18 protein-coding genes are annotated in these 19656 nt (G+C 45.4%); 10 read left to right on the plus strand and 8 right to left on the minus strand.

Annotation, left to right across the window (positions count from 1 at the left end):
• Positions 1-45: 45 nt before the first annotated feature.
• Entirely contained in the window at positions 46-1266 is a 1221-nt protein-coding gene (locus tag V7R39_RS09835) for an acyl-CoA dehydrogenase family protein (RefSeq protein WP_334030406.1), read from the minus strand.
• Positions 1267-1563: 297 nt separating this feature from the next.
• Here V7R39_RS09835 and V7R39_RS09840 point away from each other — a divergent pair, with 297 nt between their 5' ends.
• From V7R39_RS09840 to V7R39_RS09855, 4 genes are all read left to right on the plus strand, one after another.
• Entirely contained in the window at positions 1564-2487 is a 924-nt protein-coding gene (locus V7R39_RS09840) for a LysR family transcriptional regulator (protein ID WP_334030605.1), read from the plus strand.
• Between the two features lie 40 nt (positions 2488-2527).
• On the plus strand, positions 2528-3289 hold the full coding sequence (locus V7R39_RS09845; protein ID WP_334030407.1) for an MBL fold metallo-hydrolase: 762 nt from the start codon (positions 2528-2530) through the stop codon (positions 3287-3289).
• Positions 3290-3557: 268 nt separating this feature from the next.
• Complete coding sequence (locus V7R39_RS09850; protein WP_334030409.1) at positions 3558-4946, plus strand: YcjX family protein; 1389 nt, start codon at positions 3558-3560, stop codon at positions 4944-4946.
• Positions 4946-6079 (plus strand): YcjF family protein, encoded by a 1134-nt coding sequence (locus V7R39_RS09855; protein WP_334030410.1) that lies wholly within the window; start codon positions 4946-4948, stop codon positions 6077-6079. The genes V7R39_RS09850 and V7R39_RS09855 overlap by 1 nt, the downstream gene beginning before the upstream one ends.
• 60 nt (positions 6080-6139) lie before the next feature.
• Here the strand turns inward: V7R39_RS09855 and V7R39_RS09860 are convergent, their stop codons facing one another.
• The 6 genes from V7R39_RS09860 to hemC form a co-directional block, all read right to left on the minus strand.
• A complete protein-coding gene (locus V7R39_RS09860; protein ID WP_334030411.1) occupies positions 6140-7366 on the minus strand; it encodes a threonine/serine ThrE exporter family protein in 1227 nt (408 codons plus the stop codon).
• A 343-nt stretch (positions 7367-7709) separates the two neighbouring features.
• Positions 7710-8684: a choice-of-anchor A family protein gene (locus tag V7R39_RS09865; protein ID WP_334030412.1), complete on the minus strand. Its 975-nt coding sequence runs from the start codon at positions 8682-8684 to the stop codon at positions 7710-7712.
• 244 nt (positions 8685-8928) lie between these two features.
• Positions 8929-10098: a heme biosynthesis HemY N-terminal domain-containing protein gene (locus tag V7R39_RS09870; protein ID WP_334030414.1), complete on the minus strand. Its 1170-nt coding sequence runs from the start codon at positions 10096-10098 to the stop codon at positions 8929-8931.
• Positions 10095-11279, minus strand: a complete 1185-nt coding sequence (locus V7R39_RS09875) for a uroporphyrinogen-III C-methyltransferase (protein WP_334030415.1) — start codon at positions 11277-11279, stop codon at positions 10095-10097. The genes V7R39_RS09870 and V7R39_RS09875 overlap by 4 nt, the downstream gene beginning before the upstream one ends.
• Complete coding sequence (locus tag V7R39_RS09880) at positions 11280-12041, minus strand: uroporphyrinogen-III synthase (RefSeq protein WP_334030417.1); 762 nt, start codon at positions 12039-12041, stop codon at positions 11280-11282.
• A 10-nt stretch (positions 12042-12051) separates the two neighbouring features.
• On the minus strand, positions 12052-12990 hold the full coding sequence (gene hemC, locus V7R39_RS09885) for a hydroxymethylbilane synthase (RefSeq protein WP_334030419.1): 939 nt from the start codon (positions 12988-12990) through the stop codon (positions 12052-12054).
• A gap of 269 nt (positions 12991-13259) precedes the next feature.
• On the opposite strand from hemC, the gene V7R39_RS09890 reads away from it, so the two are divergent.
• Complete coding sequence (locus V7R39_RS09890) at positions 13260-14318, plus strand: GGDEF domain-containing protein (RefSeq protein ID WP_334030421.1); 1059 nt, start codon at positions 13260-13262, stop codon at positions 14316-14318.
• 24 nt (positions 14319-14342) lie between these two features.
• On the opposite strand, the gene V7R39_RS09895 is transcribed toward V7R39_RS09890, so the two are convergent.
• Entirely contained in the window at positions 14343-15014 is a 672-nt protein-coding gene (locus tag V7R39_RS09895) for an alpha/beta hydrolase (RefSeq protein ID WP_334030606.1), read from the minus strand.
• A gap of 156 nt (positions 15015-15170) precedes the next feature.
• On the opposite strand from V7R39_RS09895, the gene gmk reads away from it, so the two are divergent.
• The 5 genes from gmk to trmH all read left to right on the plus strand — a co-directional run bounded on the left by gmk (position 15171) and on the right by trmH (position 19628).
• The gene (gene gmk, locus V7R39_RS09900; protein WP_334030422.1) at positions 15171-15812 is read left to right on the plus strand and encodes a guanylate kinase; all 642 of its coding nucleotides are present in this window, start codon (positions 15171-15173) and stop codon (positions 15810-15812) included.
• A gap of 143 nt (positions 15813-15955) precedes the next feature.
• Entirely contained in the window at positions 15956-16228 is a 273-nt protein-coding gene (gene rpoZ / locus V7R39_RS09905; RefSeq protein WP_269518567.1) for a DNA-directed RNA polymerase subunit omega, read from the plus strand.
• Positions 16229-16394: 166 nt separating this feature from the next.
• Positions 16395-18506, plus strand: a complete 2112-nt coding sequence (gene spoT / locus V7R39_RS09910; RefSeq protein ID WP_334030425.1) for a bifunctional GTP diphosphokinase/guanosine-3',5'-bis pyrophosphate 3'-pyrophosphohydrolase — start codon at positions 16395-16397, stop codon at positions 18504-18506.
• Positions 18507-18530: 24 nt separating this feature from the next.
• Positions 18531-18917, plus strand: a complete 387-nt coding sequence (locus V7R39_RS09915) for a RidA family protein (protein ID WP_334030426.1) — start codon at positions 18531-18533, stop codon at positions 18915-18917.
• A 3-nt stretch (positions 18918-18920) separates the two neighbouring features.
• Positions 18921-19628, plus strand: a complete 708-nt coding sequence (trmH, locus tag V7R39_RS09920; protein ID WP_334030427.1) for a tRNA (guanosine(18)-2'-O)-methyltransferase TrmH — start codon at positions 18921-18923, stop codon at positions 19626-19628.
• Positions 19629-19656: the final 28 nt, after the last annotated feature.

A 19656-nucleotide genomic window follows, 5' to 3' on the forward strand; every position in this document is an offset into this window, starting at 1 on the left:
TATGAATTAGAACAATACAAATCAGTTCAGCACGCGCTTAATCACTTACTGATATTTCTTAAGCTCTAATCGAGACACCATGCCTTTATGCACTTCATCTGGTCCGTCAGCTAAACGCAGTGCACGAGCTCCAGCGGCAAAACGCGCTAGCGGGAAGTCGCTACACATACCTGCACCACCGTGTAACTGCAGTGCCATATCTACCACGTCTTGAAGCATGTTTGGCACAACTACTTTTATGGCTGAAATTTCAGTCATGGCGTGCTTAACGCCTAAATTATCAATTTTCCATGCAGCATGCAGTGTAAGTAAGCGGGCTTGCTCAATTGCCATTCGCGCATCGGCAATTCGCTCTAAGTTACCCCCTAACTTAATAATAGGCTTACCAAATGCAACACGCTCGTGGCCTCGTTTAAGGGCAAGTTCAAGGGACTTTTCTGCCATACCAATGGCGCGCATGCAGTGGTGAATTCGGCCTGGACCTAAACGTCCCTGTGCTATGGCAAACCCTTTACCTAGCCCGGTGATCACGTTGGCTTTGCTTACGCGTACGTTATCAAAGTGCATTTCGCCATGACCATAAGGCGCATCAAAATCACCATAGGCATCTAGCATGCGTTTAATCGTAATTCCTTTGGTATCTATAGGTAATATCACCATGCTATGACGGCTGTGTTTGTCATTGTCAGGGTTCGATAAGCCCATGAATATAGTAAAGGCTGCATTAGGATGACCAAGCCCTGTAGACCACCATTTCTTGCCATTAATAACTACGTCATCGCCATCTTCAATAATGGTGGCGGCCATATTGGTTGCATCAGAAGAGGCCACATCTGGTTCGGTCATGCCAAACACAGAGCGTATTTCACCTGCAAGTAGCGGCGTTAACCACTGGGCTTTTTGCTCGTCATTACCAAAATGGTAAAGCACTTCCATATTTCCCGTATCGGGGGCATTACAGTTAAAAATTTCTGGCGCGAATAAAAACTTACCCATGCGCTCTGCCATTGGAGCATATTCAAGCGTGGTTAACCCTTTCCCTAATTTGTCATCAGGCAAAAAGAGGTTGGCTAGCCCAGCTTCTCGAGCCTTCTTTTTGAGCTCTTCGGTTTTAGGGTGCAGCTTCCAGCTTTTCCAATCACTGTGATTATTTTCTTTGTGGTGAAAGTTGTACACCTCATTTTCGATAGGCTCGATATGCTCGGCAATAAACGCATCGAGCTTTTCAAGCAAAGCGTTGGTTTTGTCGTTATGTGAAAAGTCCATGGATACCCTTATTAAACTAAATATAACATTGCAATATTACCGCTGTGGTGCTGCTAAAAACCAAACTGTGCGGCTCAACGTATTCAAACTCCGGTGTAATTAACCACTACGGTTGATTATTGATAACGCTAGCTTAGTAGAAGAAAGGCTTTGAATGAAATGAAATATAATACCAATAACATGTGAATAGTGTTCACAGTGTTCATAGTATGGTTTACTAAGACACATTATTGGTGTGGTCGTTTACAGCTCATCAGAGGGTGTAAAAAAAGCATTAACAAGAAGCGTATGCATAAAATGATTGATACTAGGCAGTTTGAAAAACTCGATTTAAATTTATTGAAAGTGTTCGAAGCCCTGTGGCAGCAGCGTAATATGTCTCGTGTTGCTGAAACTCTGCATATTACGCCTTCTGCTGTCAGTCACGCCATGCGCAGGTTTAGGGAGTTGCTAGGAGACCCACTGTTTGTAAGGGAAAAGCAGCACATGATACCTACGGCCGCCTGCGAGCGACTTGCCCCCGATATATTGCATGCCCTCACCCAAATACGCAGTGCGCTAGAGCAGTTTAATCATTTCGACCCTGCGGTAAGTCATCAGCGTTTTGTTATTGCTATGCAAGAGTCTCTAGAGTTAGGTGTGTTGCCCACTTTGCTTAGCCAGCTTGAGCGAGCAGCGCCAAACATAGAAATAGTAAGTACACGCCTACAGCGCGATACTATGGAAGCTGATTTAAGCAATCGCAGTTTACATTTAGCCATTGATATTGGCCGTGCTGTGCCAAAGCCCATATCTCATAGCATGCTGCGCCGAGATAACTATCGTGTATTGATAAACCGCAACAATCCGCTGATTAATCAACTGGACAAGAAACACTACCTTGAGGCTAGGCATATTACTGTGTCTAATCGCTCGAAAGGGGCCTCGGTAGAAGAAATTGCGTTACAGCAGCTTGGAGTAAATAGGCCCTCGCTGTGGCGCTGCCAAAATTACCGTGCTGCTGCCGACGTGGTAGCGTGTACTAACGCCATACTTACGCTGCCGGGCTCTGTGGCAGTGGCAATATCAGACGACAAACTTATTTCTGCGCCGCTACCTTTTGGATTACCTGCCCTAGAAACTCATTTATATTGGCACAGCCAGCACGAGAGTGAGCCGGGCCTTATGTGGTTAAAAGAGTTGATGCTACAGTTGTTCGCCGAATCTGGTCTTACCAGATAATTTTTGTTAGCATGCGAAACGTGCTTATTTAGGTTGTGCTATGAAAATTCATACGTTGCCAGGTTATATACAACATATTTATCTTGCCGAAGATAGCGAGGGGCTGCTGTTATTAGATGGCTGCAGCCGCGCGGATGTAGACAAAGTGTGCTTGTATATTACCAGTACGTTAGGTCGGCCATTAAGCGATTTAAAGCTGATAGTCGTTACTCATATGCACCCCGATCATGCCGGCGGCGCAATGCGCTTGCGCGAAAGAACGGGCGCGCAGGTGGCATCTCATCCTAAAGCCGCAGCTTGGTATAAAGGGCTTGGGGGGCGCACTGCGCATATTATCGATTTATTACTCACTTGGTGGGTGGCAGATAGAATAGGCAAAGCGAAAGAGTCTATTTGGTATAACCCGATTCTTGCCCCCGATATACTTTTAAAAGATAAACAAACGCTGCCTATTTTTGCCAATTGGCAAGTGCTTTACACGCCAGGGCATACCGATCACGACCTTTCAGTCATGCACGTGCCTAGCAAGCAAGCCTATATTGCCGATGTGCTGGTAAAGGTAAAAGGAAAGCTGGTTCCACCATACCCTCTTTGTCATCCTAATCAGTACAGAGAAAGTTTAAAAACCTTGGCTCAATCATCCATAGACACCTTCTTCTGTGCCCATGTGCCGCCTACGGCTAAAGGTGATATAGACTTTGAGCATGTCATCGATAATGCCCCTATAAAGCCAAAGAACCACTGGCACTCAAGTAAAAACCGCATCAAGAAAAAGCTATTTGGTTTCACCAAAGATCATTAGATTTTAATACCGCTCTATAACGTCGAACAGCAATGGAATGTTACATATTGCACAGCGCTAATATGTGGCACCGCCCTTGCTTTTAACAACGAAAGAACCACTATTAATAGAACGTACTACCGATAGTTTACGGTGCGCGTTACACAATGCAGACTTCTGCTTGCGCGCCACGCTGCTTTAAAAGCGCTGTGAATAACAGTGCGCAGCGGTTTACTAGCCATTTTATAGCGATATTAATAGCCGCACAAAACGGGACATAACCTCTACTATGCAAAAAAATATTGCCGCATTGTTTGATAAAACAATGGCAGCAGCGTCGCTGACAAGCAACACGTTAGCGGATGTTTTTAGTAAAGAAACACATCGATTCACTATTACTGGGCTTAGTCGCAGCGGAAAGTCTATGCTGTTTACTAGCCTTGTAACTATGCTGAAAAGTAGAAGTGAGGAAGGTTATGCCTGCTTACCGCTGTTGCGTTATTTACCGCCATCTCAAGTGCTTGATATTCGAATTGAGCCAATAGAGGGCTATAAGTCTTTTCCCCAAGCAGAAAACTTAGCCGCTTTAGAGCAAGGCCAGTGGCCAGCGGCGACAGAAGAAGCGTTCGGTTTTAAGCTTATTGTTAGGTTAAAGCAAACCGCGTCGATTAAGCGCCACGTGCTTCCCCATACCGACATTGTGTTTGAATTTATTGACTATCCCGGCGAATGGATAACCGACATTCCCATGCTAAGTAAAACCTATGCACAGTGGTCAGACTCTGCATGGGCGCAGCTAAGCGGTGGGCCGCAACAGCACTTTGCGCACGAATGGAAGCAAGTCGTTAACAGCTTTGACTTTGAGCAGCCTCCAACGCCAGAGCGCATTCAACACCTTGTGCATGCATACAGGCAGTATTTAATTGAAGCCAAGCGCCAAGGAATATCCTTGCTGCAGCCTGGCAGTTTTTTACTAGATTCCAGCGATTTTGATTGGCAAAGCTTTGGCTTTACGCCATTGCCCTCAAGCATTACCAGCGACGTATCTCATCCGTGGTACAACGCGTTTGAACAGCACTTTGGTGCGTTTCAAGACAAATGGTTAGCCCCATTGAAGCAGTCAATTTTTAAAGAGACAGACAAGCAAATTATCTTGGTCGATTTGTTTGAAGGGCTTAATCACAGTCGTCAGCATTTATATCAGCTAAAAGAAACCCTCAGTCATTTGGCTGACACCTTTGTGTATGGGCAAAGTAGCTGGTTTTCGCGCAACGTGCTGAAAAAAGAGCAGATAGGAAAAGTGGCGTTTGTGGCAACAAAAGCCGATTTAATTCCTGTTAGTCAGCGCGAGAATTTACTGAGTTTACTGGCTCAGGTTACCGAAGGTGCAAGAGCTCGCTTTACCGACAAGCCCATTGAGTTTGAGCATTTTTTAGTGTCGGCTATAGAGGTAACAGACAAAGGCAGCACGCCGCAGGCAATTCGTTATAGAAATAGCGATGGTGCTTACGTTGAATCTACGTTTGAACCTGTGCCTAGTGCGTTAAAAGAAATGGAAGAGGGAGCACATTTCCCCGTGCCTAATGCGAAGGTGCCCGCAGACTTTAAGGCCAGAATATTAGCCGGCAAAGGGCTAGACAGGCTTCTACAATTTTTACTGGGTAAAGGAGAGCAATAATGAAAGAGCGTAATGAAGGCCCGTTTTATACCAGTGATGACTTCGATGATGATGCACCTTCTAAAGGCCCTGCGCACTTAAAAAATAAGCCCGAAACAAATAGGGCAGCAGAGACTGGGTTTGATGAACACAACGGCAAAAATAACGATAATAGCGACGCTTGGGGCAATACTAAAGCTGGTCAAGCAGCTGACCGCAGCTCTGAAAATAAAGCCGAATACAAAGCGCCTTATCGTTCAAAAGTGACGACGCAAACCCTTGATATAGAGCCCCCAGAAACAAAGCTGCCTGCGCAAGTAGAAAACGATAGCTGGACCTTAGAGGTAGAAAAGGAAGGGGTGTCGTTAGGCAGTGCAACCCTGATATTTGGTGTGCTGTCGGTTTTAGGTTTTTTTACGTTTGATGCTTACACCACCTTAGTGGCCAATGTGAGCGAGCACCCCATTGGCACAGGCGTATTAGGCGCACTGCTCGCAGGTTTTGTTAGCACATTTAGTTATTTAAGTTTTCGTGAATGGCGAGGCTATAAGCAGGTTAATACGGCAATGAACGACGCTGCTGCTATTCGTACATTGCTGCAAGAAAAAAGGGATGCAGCAAAACAAAGTGATATCAGTATTAACGACGTTAATCGCGTACTTACCGCCCATGGACAGCGTTTTACAAAAGGCTCTTATGCGGCTCACTGTTTTGCGCGCTACAAGCAAACAGTGCAAAGCGATATGACGGCAAGCGAGCTGCTTGGGCTTTATGAAGATACGGTATTAACCCCCGTGCAAGCGAAAGCCCATAAGGTGCTTAACAAAGAGTCGGTAACGGCCGGTAGCTTAGCGTTTATTAGCCCAAACAACCTTATTCAAACCTTTGCGGTTATCTGGATAAGCTTTCGCACAATACGTCGTATGGCCCGGGTATACGGCTTGCGGCCAAGTACAGCAGGGAACTGGAAGTTATTAAAAGTGCTGGCGCAAAACATTGCCGCGCAGGGCATCTTTGATTTAGCCACCGACGAAGTCGCCAATCAAATTGGTGGCAGCCTATCGGCTAAATTTATGGAAAATTCCGCCGAAGCCATTGCCGCAGGTGCGCTAAATGCAAGACTTGGCAGAGCGCTTATCGCGTTGCTTAAATAAGGTTTCAAATAGGCTTTAAAAAGATGTTAGTCGAGTCTCAATATGATGATAAAGGCGCTGTTACAGCGCCTTTTTCGTGGGCATAACGACGTTGGCAAATATGAGTCCTGCCACTAAGGACATGAAAATGAGAAACACTTCTTGGCCTAAATGATCAGCCTGCACAAAGTCTTTTCCTGTCATAAACGAGTTCAGCCCAATGTAGGTTTTTGAGCCTGGTACCAATACTATTAATCCGTGCATAGCCACAATGGTCGCCGGCTGGTTAGCAATACGGGTAAACCCGTTGGCAAATATGCCTAATGCAAACGCGCCTACGAATGCGCCTAAGCCGGGGCTCATGTAATCGGCGCTCCACGCTGTAGCACTGTAGGCAATAAACGCTGCAGCCAATGCCCATGGTATGTGCTTTACTCGGGTTCTAAAAATGGCCACTAGGGCAATGCACAGCAATAATACCGATAGCCAGGTTGCCCAGTAAGGTAGCGACTGCGCCGGAGTATAGATGTTTTCGCCAAACAAATTAAAGCCTGCAGTAACGCCAAGAAATGCCCCAAAATACAGTTTAAATAACTGCATAATGGCATCCATGGTACGCGCTGTTCCCGACACCATATTCCTCGAAGACAATTCCGCTAACCCCATAGTTAGGGCAAGACCAGGAACAAAAACAATTACCGATGACAGCACAACGAGGGGAATGTTAATACCAGGGTCTACATAGCTGCCAATGGCACAAGTTAATAGGCCTGCGATAAACGCGGTCATTGGCTCTAGCATTAAGTTAACGCGTTTAGAGCGGGTCGCCCAAAGCGTCCATACAAAGGCAAGCAAGCCAAGAGCGCTAGACCATCCAATTTCAGACCAGCTGGCTCCCATCAGCATAGCAAATGCGCCGGTGGCCATGCCATAAGCAATACCGGTTGGAAGTTTGCCGTATAGGCTACCCATTGCGTCTATTTCATCAAGGCGAGTATTGGCTTCGCTTAACGAAAGCTCACCGTTTAACAATGAGCTGGCTAGCTCATCGGTTAGCGAGAGTGCATTCATGTCTAACTCACCAGGCATTAGGCGGGCTGAGTGGTTATATTCGTCTTCGTGGCGATCGCTCCAAATAACAATGGTTAACGACGTAGGCGTAGAAATGAATGAGGCGTGGACACCAAGATACGTGGCAATTTCAGTTAAGTAGGCCTCTAGTCGGAATGCAGGCGTACCGTACTTATGCAGCATTTTGCCAAGCTTAACAATAAACTTTCGAATTTGAATAAATTCAATTGTGTCCAACAGCGTTCCTTAACAATGCACGTCATTTATAAACATTGATTAATAGGCGTAAAGCAGTGAGGCCAAAAACAGTTCTGAAATGCGTGGTTGTCTTGGCTAATTTTTGCGCGGATTGTACGGGGGCTTTTGGGTTAAATCAAAATAATTTTTTTCTATTTTTAAATAGAAAATCTAATGCATAAGAGAAAGGCGTTTAGGCCGAAAAAATGGCCTAAACACTGTCACTTAAATTCGAGCCTAAGTTACTTAATTTCAGGCCCAAATTACCTTAACACTCATAACTAAAAACAATGAGCAGATAAGTCACTTTTACGTGGCTACCAAGCTAAAAAGGTTGAATAGCTTAGGCAGCAATTGCGTTTGTTAGCGCTTTTTTGCGGCTTACCATAAGGGCAAGCGCCCCTATAAAAAGAATGAAAACACCAGAAGGTTCGCTCACCGTAGTCACTAATGATGGGTTTGGAATTTCTCCCAAAAAACCACCCTCAAAGTTAAGCTGCGCTCCAGTATTTGATGTAAAACTGTTGACATACACGCCGCCGGTAATAAGACCCTTGTCGAAAACAAAGTCAGCATTGGGCGCCAAAATACTGCCATGTATGTTCCCGCTGTCAAAGGATATCGATTCAGCGTCAATGAAGTTAAACAGTAAGTTTTGTTTATTTGGTAGTCCAGACATCACGTCAAACGTGTCTAGTTCTACGTTCTTATTGCTAGCAACGTTAAACACCACATAATCGTTATTAGTAAACGATTTTCCATTTATGCTGGCGAGTGCGTTAAGGTCATCAACGTGAATATCAGCGACAAATAAATTGTTTAAATAGGCCTCATCACGTTGCGGTGTCAAAAAAAGCTCTGTGTAACTGATGCGACTTGTCGTATTTGTAGTTAAATCGGCGAGAGCGGTAGAAAACTGCGCTAACTTATCAAACGTTGCCTTTATATCGATGCCGCCCGTGTCGGATAAATTTCCCCCATGTATAATCGGCTCGTACCCTTGACTTTCATATACGTTATTGTATTGGCCCTTTACAATTGCATCACCTTTGATATTCGCATCGCCAGAGACATTTAAATTGCCATTCACTTGTAATACTGTGTTGCCACTGGTGTATGCACCCACGTCATACTTGTTAATAGTAGCATTGCCACCTATCGCAATAGTACCTTGTGAATCAGCGTCGATAAGTAACGCGTCACCCCTTGTAATTAAGTTATATTTGGATGCATCACCCAACCCCATGCTAATTGGCGTGGCTCGCGCAATTGAAGTACCTAGCAGGCTGAATAACAAAATACTAATAATCAGTCGCATAGTGTTTCCTAGTTCAATAGATGATAAAAATTACTAACGATGCTAGCGCCATTCCCTGTCATAATTATTTATGACAGCGCTGTCATGAGTGTATAGAACGAATAATACACAATTTCTTGGAGGTTGTACAGGTCGTACCAGTTGTAACGTGATATTTTTACAACAACCTATTTTTTGCCAAGCGGATAAAAATAGGTTGTTGTAATAGGCAGATAATCAATAAGGTTTATGCTAGCGATTTGCCTTACAACTGTTGGCTTTCTTTATAGAGTTGAAGTGCTGTTGCAGTATCGTGCTTGCGTTCGCTAATCGCTGACAGTAGCAATAGATCTTCTTTGCGCGATGCCATTTTGGTGGCTTTTAATAACGCTTTTTCTGCCAATACATCGTCGCCAGAATTAAAGGCAACTTGTCCTAAGGTAGAATATAGCTCGATGTTCTTGTCATCTTTTTTAATCCAGCTCTCTAGTAGGCGTAGAGACGGCGACGAATCGGGAATGTTAAGCTGAGTAAACAGAGGGAATAGGCTGCTGTTTGGGCCGCGTTTCTGCCATTCTACCAAAAGGGCTTGCGCATCAGAATGCATGCCTTGGTCGAGCAGTTGCTGAATATACGCTGCCTGATAAATATCGTCGTTTCGCATTTTACGGGGTAAGTTTTCCCAGTAACTCTTCAGCTCAACGGCGCCCTGCTTGCTGGCAATTTCAGCAAACTTACCTTTGGCAATGCGCTGCGACCAAGCTTTGTAGTCTTCTTTCGCCAGGGCCTTTCGCCATCCTGATAGTTTGTTCTGCAGCTCTTGCCACTTACCCAGTTTCGCTAGTATTTGTGCTTTAAGGCGAATAACCTGCTTATTCTCTTGGTCTTTCTCATCTAACGCATTTAGCTTTTCTAATGCTTCGGTATGTTTACCTTCATTGATATCAATGCGAGCTTGCATAACCGTAGCGGCTACTTTTGCATTGGCGTAATCACTTGCTTGCTCTAAAAAGTAACGGGCTTTGTTTAGCTCGCCACTTGTAAACGCAATTTGCGCAGAGGCAAGATAATTTACCCCTTCAAAATCGCCGTTAGTGGTTTTGCCTAACGATTTTTGAGCCAATTCAATATCGCCTGCGGCCAAGGCGTGTAAGCCATCATAAAAGGCGCGCTTGCGCTTGCGTTCGCCTAAGGTGCCAAACCAGCGATGAGAGCCAGTAATTAAACTTAGCGCCCAAAGTGTTAATCGAGACAGCACGTACCATGCGATTACGGCGCCTATTACCAGAATGCAAAAGCTGATCACCGTCATTTCTACCGCGGTCTCACCTAGCGATATTAATACGTAACCTTTGTCGCCTAAAATCATAGGCCCAACAATAAGCGCGACAACGAATGCGGCTAATACCGCAAGGGCAATAGCTAACCATTTCATAGTGCGCTTGCTCCTTGACCAAAGACCTGTTTAACACGGCGGTCTAGAAGTTGCTCTAGCGGCTTTTGCGATACAAGCTCACTAGGAATAGGGCGCGCCACATCCGTTTCTAGCAAGTTTTGTAAAGCGTTAACAAATCCACTCACCTGGCTTTTCTCAGTATCAAACTTTTCAATAAGCAAGGTTTGTGCATATTGCAGAGACTGTTTATAAAGACCGGCGTCGGCAGTTAATGCACCAGATTGTGCGTGCATAAGCTGCAGTCGCAGCTGCTCTTTAATGAGGAACTGTGCTTCTAGCGACAATACCGGCTCAATAGGACCTTCAATAGATTTTACCGTTAAGAAGTCATCAACTAATGAGTGCCATACTTTTGCTAAGTTGTCTTTCCAGTCGTCGGTAGACTCAGAAAGGGCATTATCTGCAGCGTCCTTATCTTCAGGCTTTTCAAAAGTGTCTAAGGGCAGTTTATCAATTTGCGCGACCATACCAGTTAGCGCTAGGGCTACCGAACTTTGCGACACAGGGTTTAGCTGCTGAAGGGTTTGAATATCTTGTGCTAGTGCGGCGCGTACGGGCAATACTGACGGATCGGCTAACGATTTTAAGCGTTTGTCGGCGTTTACTAACAATAAGATAGCTGTGCGAACGTCGTTTTCTAGCCACAGCTTTCGTCCAGCCATACGCACTAAATAGTCAGCTTCGGCAATAAGCCAGTCTGCTGGGCGACGCCCTTCCATTTGATTCAGTTGCTCAAGGGTAGATTCTGCTTGTAGAGACAGAGTTTCGTTTTGCTTTTGAAGGTCGCTAATGGTGTCTTTTAAAGCGTCGTTATCACGAGCAATTCGGCTAAGCGTGTTGTTTACGTCGTCTCTTGCAGAAGCTAAAGCATTAATCTTTGCCGTAGTTTGCTGCTGTGCACTTGTCATAGAACTGCTGCTTGATTGCTGCTGCGTGTAATACCAGTAGCCAGCGCCGGCGAGGCCTATTACTAATAAGAAGAGAATAAAAACGACAAACCACAGCAGGCCATTTCCAGATGATTTCTTTTTTGCTTTTTTGTTGGCGCCTGGCTTGGCAGAAGTTGTTGAATTTTCTGCATTGCGTTTTACATCGACACCAATCACTGCGTCATCAGTCTCTTTGCTATCTTGCACGCCATTATCTTTATTATCGGCCATTCAATACTCCCAGTTGTCCTTTACCCAAGCAATTAATGCCTGGTCAGTGGCACGGTGGCATACAAACACCTCTGTCACTCCACATTTTCTCAGCGATACGGCTATGCGTTCGCTAACGGTAAGCCAGGGCAGAGATAAAATTGCATGCCCTTGGCTGTGTATAAGTTGCATTGCCATAGCTTCGCTTGTAGCGATGATGCCGCGAACATCTTCAACTTTCCAGCACTTTGTGTAAATTGGGTCTGCAAGTTGCTCGGTTCGGTATACGCAGAAGCTCTGACACGAGGCTCCTTTTGCAGTCAGTCCGTCAGCTATGGCCTGTCTACCGCCTTCTCCCTTTATAATAATCACTTGTTTGCCCTTTGCCTCATTGAGTAGAGGCATAGCCAATATACCCTCTGATGTATGAGTCTCAGGAGTCAGTATAACGAGCGGTGATATTTGCTGTGGTATAGCACAAAGGGCGTGATGAAGTTTTTTAGCAGTGGCATCACCAACGGCAATAATTAACGGTAAGCTGCTGTTAGGCAAAGCTTTTTCAATCAGTGACTGCACCGCATCTTCGGCCGCATCAACAGCGTAAACACTGGTGACAATGATCACATCTACCCTCGTTTCTGCTATAAATGTGCTAATGGCATTGCGTTCGGATTTCACGTAAACAATGTCACAGGTGGCCGCGCCTACTGCATCAAGACCGGCAGCATCAAACGCTTTTGCGCTAGAGGCAAGTTTTGGCAGAGGGCGGGTAAAAAGCAGCACTTGGGGTTACTTACTCGTAAAGGGCTTTTAAAATTTCGCCAGCGCCTTGCTCTAGAAGCGCATCGGCAACTTCTACACCGATGTCTTTTGCTTTTTCTGCAGACGCGGTAGCCGAGGCAAACAGTAATGTTGTGCCATCGGGTTTTCCAACCATTCCGGTTAGCGTCAGTGTTTTACCGTCGAGGGTAGCAAAACTACCAATAGGCACCTGACAGCCGCCTTCTAAACGCTCGTTCATTGCGCGCTCTGCAGTTACTCGCACATGGGTTTCGTCATGGTTTAACGCGCTCAATAACTCAATAAGCTGGGCATCGTCGTTGCGACATTCAATGCCTACAGCGCCTTGGCCTACTGCTGGCAAAGACACTTCAGCAGGTAATGCCATTTTAATGCGGTCTTGCATTTCCAATCGAATAAGGCCTGCCGACGCTAAAATGATAGCGTCGTAGTCGCCGGCATCAAGTTTGGCTAATCGGGTATTAACGTTACCGCGCAAGTCTTTAATAATGAGGTCGGGGCGGTGTTTGCGAATTTGGCACTGGCGGCGCAGGCTGCTGGTTCCAACTACGGCACCATTTGGTAAGGCATCTACGCTGTCATAGTGATTAGACACAAAAGCATCAAACGGATTTTCACGTTCGCAAATGGCGTGTAACCCAAACTCCTCAGGGAACGCCACCGGTACATCTTTCATTGAGTGCACAGCAATGTCGGCTCGGCCTTCAAGCATGGCAATTTCAAGCTCTTTAATGAAAAGGCCTTTACCGCCAATTTTGGCAAGGGGAGTATCTAAAATCTTGTCGCCCTGCGTACTCATCGGCACCAACTCTACGGTTAGCGATGGATAGTGCTTTAATAACTCTGCTTTTACATACTCAGCTTGCCATAGCGCTAGTGCACTTTTTCTGGTTGCAATTCGAATGGTGCGAGACGTACCTTGGTGACTCATGATAATTCCACGCTATAAATAGTTAAAATGATGTCGATGCTAACACTAGGCTATAATGCTGCTCAAATTTGGATGCGATACCTGACATTTAGAATTATATTCAGGAAAACGTACGCTATATTATACGCATATCAGACGAAAATGTGTTGAATTCACGTGGTTTTCCTCTGGTTTATATGGAACAAATACATTGAGTCCAGCGTATAAAAATTTTAAAGAGGCACCGTCTGAAGTGCCACCATTACGTTTAATGAGTAAGAGCTAGGTATATGGAACATTCATTTCTACGCAACCTATTAAAAGGCGCACACAAGGGCGAAGCTGAAGCAAGGCGTCGACGCTTAACGTTGTATTTTATTTCCTATGTAGGCGGCACCATCATGGCCATTATGGCAGGAATAAATGTAGGTGGTGATAACCCATTTTTAGTTACCGCGCTGGCAGTGTCAGCCACGGTTATTTACCTAAACGTAATAGCCTCGCATATTTTTCCCCACTCAGACGTTTCTTATTATGTAGCGGGTCTTATTGTTCTGTTTACTTGTAATGCACTTATTTATACGGGTGGGTACAACAATACCGGCCTGTATTTTTTATACCCACTTATCTTTATTCAGATTATTGTAGTGAGCTTTAGGCCAGCGCTACTTTATGTAGCAGCCACCATGGTGTTGGCTGTTGTTATGCTATTCAATCAGCATCTTATTTACGCGCAGTACGCTGAAGAAGACGTGTCCCGTTTTCTTATCTCTATGGGCTGTTTTATTTGCGTTGCTTTTATTGCAGAAAACTTTTGGCATCAGAGCAGAAAAGAAATGCTAGAAGAAAACCTAGAGCGCATGCGTCAGGCCAATACCGACCCCCTTACTAAATTGCCAAACCGACGATTTTTAGAAGCGGTATATTTTGAAAAAGTGTCGAAGGATCCCGCCAGCTATTTTCCACTCAGCACGGTTGTCGTTGATATAGACCACTTCAAAGTGATTAACGATTCTTACGGACATGATGTGGGCGATGAAGTACTTATACATTTTACCGAAATAATGAAAAGCGCAGTACGCACAACGGATATTGTAGCGCGTACTGGCGGCGAAGAGTTTTTGGTGATATTTCCGAAAGCGACGCTGACTCAGGCATTAAAATTGGCCGAGATTATTCGCGCTAAAGTGAACGCCAATCCTTTTGATAAAGGTGATATTCATCACAAGATAACGGCAAGTTTTGGCGTAGCAACTGCGTTAACCGATGGCAACATCAACGCGACACTAAAGCAGGCCGATGACAACTTGTATCAAGCTAAAAACAGTGGCAGAAATAAGGTTGTTTGAGGCTAAAGACAATACAGAGCAATGTTAAGAAAGCACCGATTGCAGCCATGCGCTTATGTCGTTTAACTCCTGCATGCATACGTTGTGCTGCATGGTGTAAGTTTGCCACGTGGCGTTAAAACCATTTTCTGTCATGGTTTTAAACGCGGCGTTACCCATAAACACCGGCACTACCTCATCTTGCTCTCCGTGAGCCATCATTATCGGTGTTTCTTTATTAATGTCATTTGCCTGATTTGCCAGCAAAGAGGGCTCGCACATATAAGTTGATAACGCCAACACACCTGCTAGCTTAGCATTAAACCGTGGTGCCAAATGCAAAGCGATGACGCCACCTTGAGAAAAGCCTGCAAGCACAATACGGTTAGCAGGAATTCCACTGTCTATTTGCGCATTGATCAGCTGTTCTACCTGAGCTGCCGATTCTTCAACGCCATCTAGGTCGGCGCGACTTTCAAAATCGAGGGATTTTATGTCGTACCAAGCGCGCATTCTCATACCGCCGTTTATAGTAACGGGGCGCTCTGGAGCGTGAGGAAAAAGAAACTTTACTGCCATGGAGCCAGGAAGCTTGAGCTCTGGCACGATTGGCGAGAAACCATGCCCTGAGTCGCCAAGTCCATGTAACCAAATAACGCAGGCGTCAGGTGTTGAGGCGGGTGTGTTTTCTACACAGGGTAAAAGGGGCTGAGTCATTGTTTCTATTCCTAATGAGTTATAATTTACAACCTTCATCGCCGGGTTGTTTTGCTTTTTAGCGCCTGCGACTAACGTGATAGTTACGGCATAAACGTCCAATATGCTATCATTGACATCTAAAATCACCATACTTTAACAAAACTTTATTATTTCATGGCCTCACTACTCGGTAATTTGTTCATTCTTGCAGCGCCATCTGGTGCTGGAAAATCTAGTCTTATCAAAGCATTAATGGAAAAGTATGAGGGTAATGTTAACACCCCCATGCAGGTATCGGTATCGCACACAACGCGACAGCCTCGACCCGGCGAAGTGGATGGCGTGCACTATCATTTTGTGACTCGCGAGCAATTTGAAGCACTCATCGAGCAGGGCGTATTTTTTGAGTATGCGGAAGTATTTGGTAATTATTACGGTACGTCGCGAGTGACCATTGAGCAAACGCTGTATCGTGGAATAGATGTATTTTTAGATATCGATTGGCAAGGTGCGCGACAAGTCACCAAGTTAATGCCAGATACCTGCGGTATTTTTATTTTACCGCCATCGCTGGATGTTTTAGAGCAACGCTTGAATCAACGCGGCCAAGATAGCGACGAAGTTATCGCGAGCCGCATGGCAAAGGCAGTGGATGAAATGTCTCATTTTAATGAGTTTGGTCACATTATTATCAACGATGACTTTGCTACGGCATTAAACGAGCTAGAAGCGATTGTGATAGCCCAACGTTTGCGTTCTGCTAAACAGCAAATTCGTCATCAGCCGCTGTTCGACTCGCTGTTAGGCAGCGCATAGGCGCGCCGCCTTAAAAACCTTCAGGATCGGCGCTGCCCAACTGTGTTATATTTCAACAAAGTGCTAGGATCGCAAATGGTATACGTGTATACTGCGTGGCTGTTTTTTGTATTCCTCGCTCAACCTGATTTTCGGAGAAATAGATGGCTCGCGTAACTGTAGAAGATGCCGTAGATAAAATTGGTAACCGCTTTGACCTAGTGCTAGTTGCTGCACGTCGTGCACGTCAAATTGCCACTGGCGGGAGAGATCCTATGGTTGACGTTCAAAACGACAAGCCAACTGTAACGGCTTTGCGTGAAATCGAACAAGGTTTGGTTACAGCTGCCACCCTTGAACAAGATGCTCTTCAAACACAAGAGCGTGAAGATAACGTAGAGTTTTCTTCTGTTGCGAATATCTTATCTGAACAGTAAAAATTGCTCAGTTAGACATTGTAATTAGCCCATTTTAGGGCGGATACAAGCCATTTTGCGCCAGTGCTTTGAAAAAAGCACTGGCGCTTTGGTTTCAGCGTATTGGATTAATGCGAAAATAAACGTATTCTTAAGGAAGTACTGAAATTGGGGGCCGTTTTACGCTGTGTATTTGTTTGAAGGTTTAAAGCAGAAAGTTGTTAAGTATTTGCCCGCTGATTTAGTGCAGCTGGTTCAAGATGCTTTCGTGTTGGCGCAAGAGGCCCATGATGGTCAAATGCGTTCTAGTGGCGACCCGTACATCACACACCCTGTTGCAGTAGCCAGCATACTTGCCGATATGCATCTGGACCATGAAACCCTCATGGCTGCCTTACTACACGATGTTATTGAAGATACCCATTATAGTCAGGACGACCTTGCTAAAGCGTTTGGCGATACGGTAGCCGAACTGGTAGAAGGTGTAAGTAAACTAGATAAAATTGCATTTAGCAGCAAACAAGAAGCGCAGGCAGAAAACTTTCGTAAAATGATGATGGCCATGGTGCAAGACATCAGGGTTATTCTTATTAAGCTTGCCGATCGAACTCACAACATGCGAACGCTGGGGTCTTTGCGACCAGACAAGCGCCGCCGCATAGCGCTGGAAACCCTTGAGATCTATTCGCCTATTGCTCATCGCTTAGGTATTCACGATATTAAAAATGAGCTTGAAGACTTAGGGTTCCAAGCCATGTACCCCATGCGTCATCGCGCGCTCAAATCGGCGGTACGCCAGGCTAGAGGCAATCGAAAAGAAATTATCGAGAATATTCGCGAAGAGCTGAGCCTTCGTTTAGATGCCTATGAAATTGAATCTAATGTGTTAGGCCGTGAAAAGCATCTTTACTCTATTTATCGCAAGATGAAAAACAAAGAGCTAATGTTCGGCGAAGTCATGGACGTGTATGCATTTCGTATTGTGGTGGGATCTGTAGACGACTGCTATCGTGCGTTTGGCGCTATGCACGGCTTGTATAAGCCCATCGAAAACCGTTTTAAAGACTACATTGCCATTCCGCGTACCAATGGTTATCAGTCGCTTCATACCTCGCTTATTGGCCCTCATGGTATTCCAGTGGAGGTTCAAATTCGAACCCACGAAATGGACCAAATGGCAGACAAAGGCGTTGCGGCGCATTGGCTGTACAAAGAGCCTGGTGATAGTGGCACTACAGCGCAAATGCGTGCCCGTAAATGGGCACAAAGCCTGTTGGAGCTTCAGCAATCAGCAAGTTCGTCATTTGAATTTATTGAATCGGTAAAAACCGATTTATTCCCGGATGAGATTTACGTGTTCACGCCTGATGGCCGCATTATTGAGCTTCCTATGGGAGCTACTGCTGTGGATTTTGCCTATGCAGTACACTCCGATATAGGAAATACTTGTGTTGGCGTGCGTGTAGAGCGCCGAAATTTCAGCTTAAGTAAGCCACTAGAAAACGGTCAAACGGTAGAAATTATTACCTCGCCACGGGCCAAGCCTAATGCCAACTGGTTGAACTTTGTAGTAAGCGCCAGAGCGCGCACTCGTATTCGCCAGTATCTGCGCAAGCAGCATTCTCAGGAAGCTGTGAATATGGGTAACCGGCTGCTAAGGCACGCGCTTGGCAGCGTGAAATTAGATGAAATACCCCATGCAGACATCGACCGAGTGGTGGCTGAAACGAAGCATTGTGACTTCGATGCGCTGTTAGTAGATATTGGCCTTGGCAACGAGCTAAGTGCTATTGTGGCTCGACGCTTATTGGGTGAGAGCACAACCGATTTATCCAATAAGAAAGGCAACGTTGCTATTCGCGGTACAGAAGGCTTGTTAGTGAATTATTCTCGCTGCTGTCACCCCATACCCGATGATGAAATTGTTGCTGTGCTAAGCCCTGGCCGAGGCATGACCATACACCAAACAGGCTGTAATAACATTCGCAAGCTAAGCAAAGAAGAGCCTCAGCGCGTGTTGCCTATGCAGTGGGACGATGAGCCTCAGGGTGAGTTTAAAGCGTCACTTCGCATTGAGCTGATTAACCATCAAGGTACGCTTGCAACGTTAACAAACACTATATCTGGGTGTGAGTCCAATATTATTGGTCTGCAAACCGAAGAGAAAGAGAGTAACATCTACTTTATTGACCTAGAGCTAACCACGCACAACCGCGTGCACCTGGCCCGCGTAATGAAGAAAATACGCACCATGCCAGAGGTTCAAAGAGTGTCTCGTCACAGTCAATCTCGACACTAATTTTATCAAAATTTAGGAATATTTATGTCTAAGTCTATTATTCAGACCGATAAGGCACCTGCTGCTATTGGTACATACAGCCAGGCAGCTAAAGCCGGCACTACGGTATATGTTTCAGGTCAAATTCCACTTGTACCAGAAACAATGGAAATGGTGTCTGAAGATTTTGAAGCACAAGCTGTTCAGGTATTTGAGAACCTAAAGGCAGTGTGTGAAGCAGCCGGCGGCACCACTAACGATTTAGTAAAGGTGAATATCTTTCTTATCGATTTAGGTCACTTCGCGTTAGTCAACGAAATAATGAGCCGTTATTTCAACCAACCTTACCCAGCTCGCGCAGCGGTGCAAGTGTCTGCACTACCTAAAGGTGCTCAAATAGAGATAGACGGTGTTATGGAGTTACCGGAGTAAGCCATGTCGCCAGAGCGTTATCAGCGCATACGATCTGTGCTGGATAAAAGGCAAACCGACCTTACGGTTTGCTTAGAAAATGTGCATAAACCACATAACGTGTCAGCTGTCGTGCGCACGTGCGATGCCGTTGGCATTCATCGTGTGCACACGGTGTGGGAAAAGAAATACCAATTTCGTGGCGGTACGGCTATGGGCAGTCAAGATTGGGTGCGTCAAACCAATCATGACACTATTGGTAGTGCCATGGACACATTAAAAGCCCAGAACATGCAGGTGCTGGTTACTCACCTGTCTGACTCGGCTATCGATTTTCGCGATGTGGATTACACTAAACCCACCGCCATTTTGTTTGGTCAGGAAAAGTACGGTGCAACTGACGAAGCTATTGGCCTTGCCGATCAGGATATTGTTATTCCCATGATGGGCATGGTGCAGTCGTTAAACGTGTCTGTAGCGGCAGCGCTTGTGCTTTATGAAGCCCAGCGCCAGCGCACTATTGCCGGTATGTACAACACCCAGCAATTACCAGAGGAAGAGTGCCAAGCATTGGCATTTCAAAATGGTTATCCGCGTTTGTTTAAGTTATGCATGCGAAAAGGTCTTCCTTATCCCGCAATCAATAACATGGGTGAAGTGATTGCCGATGAAAGTTGGTGGCGTGAAATGCAAATAACCAAAGCTGAGGCTGAAGCACTAGAAGCCAACTAGCAAGTGGTGTAAGCCTAAGGCCAGTCAA

Source organism: Alteromonas sp. P256, assembly GCF_036864455.1.
Taxonomy (GTDB): domain Bacteria; phylum Pseudomonadota; class Gammaproteobacteria; order Enterobacterales; family Alteromonadaceae; genus Alteromonas.

Coding starts and splice junctions, on each gene's coding strand:
- V7R39_RS09835 (WP_334030406.1), bottom strand. CDS start 1,266: ATGGACTTTTCACATAACGACAAAACCAACGCTTTGCTTGAAAAGCTC.
- V7R39_RS09890 (WP_334030421.1), top strand. CDS start 13,260: ATGGAACATTCATTTCTACGCAACCTATTAAAAGGCGCACACAAGGGC.
- V7R39_RS09875 (WP_334030415.1), bottom strand. CDS start 11,279: ATGGCCGATAATAAAGATAATGGCGTGCAAGATAGCAAAGAGACTGAT.
- V7R39_RS09845 (WP_334030407.1), top strand. CDS start 2,528: ATGAAAATTCATACGTTGCCAGGTTATATACAACATATTTATCTTGCC.
- V7R39_RS09895 (WP_334030606.1), bottom strand. CDS start 15,014: ATGACTCAGCCCCTTTTACCCTGTGTAGAAAACACACCCGCCTCAACA.
- rpoZ (WP_269518567.1), top strand. CDS start 15,956: ATGGCTCGCGTAACTGTAGAAGATGCCGTAGATAAAATTGGTAACCGC.
- V7R39_RS09840 (WP_334030605.1), top strand. CDS start 1,564: ATGATTGATACTAGGCAGTTTGAAAAACTCGATTTAAATTTATTGAAA.
- V7R39_RS09855 (WP_334030410.1), top strand. CDS start 4,946: ATGAAAGAGCGTAATGAAGGCCCGTTTTATACCAGTGATGACTTCGAT.
- V7R39_RS09870 (WP_334030414.1), bottom strand. CDS start 10,098: ATGAAATGGTTAGCTATTGCCCTTGCGGTATTAGCCGCATTCGTTGTC.
- gmk (WP_334030422.1), top strand. CDS start 15,171: ATGGCCTCACTACTCGGTAATTTGTTCATTCTTGCAGCGCCATCTGGT.
- V7R39_RS09915 (WP_334030426.1), top strand. CDS start 18,531: ATGTCTAAGTCTATTATTCAGACCGATAAGGCACCTGCTGCTATTGGT.
- V7R39_RS09850 (WP_334030409.1), top strand. CDS start 3,558: ATGCAAAAAAATATTGCCGCATTGTTTGATAAAACAATGGCAGCAGCG.
- trmH (WP_334030427.1), top strand. CDS start 18,921: ATGTCGCCAGAGCGTTATCAGCGCATACGATCTGTGCTGGATAAAAGG.
- hemC (WP_334030419.1), bottom strand. CDS start 12,990: ATGAGTCACCAAGGTACGTCTCGCACCATTCGAATTGCAACCAGAAAA.
- V7R39_RS09865 (WP_334030412.1), bottom strand. CDS start 8,684: ATGCGACTGATTATTAGTATTTTGTTATTCAGCCTGCTAGGTACTTCA.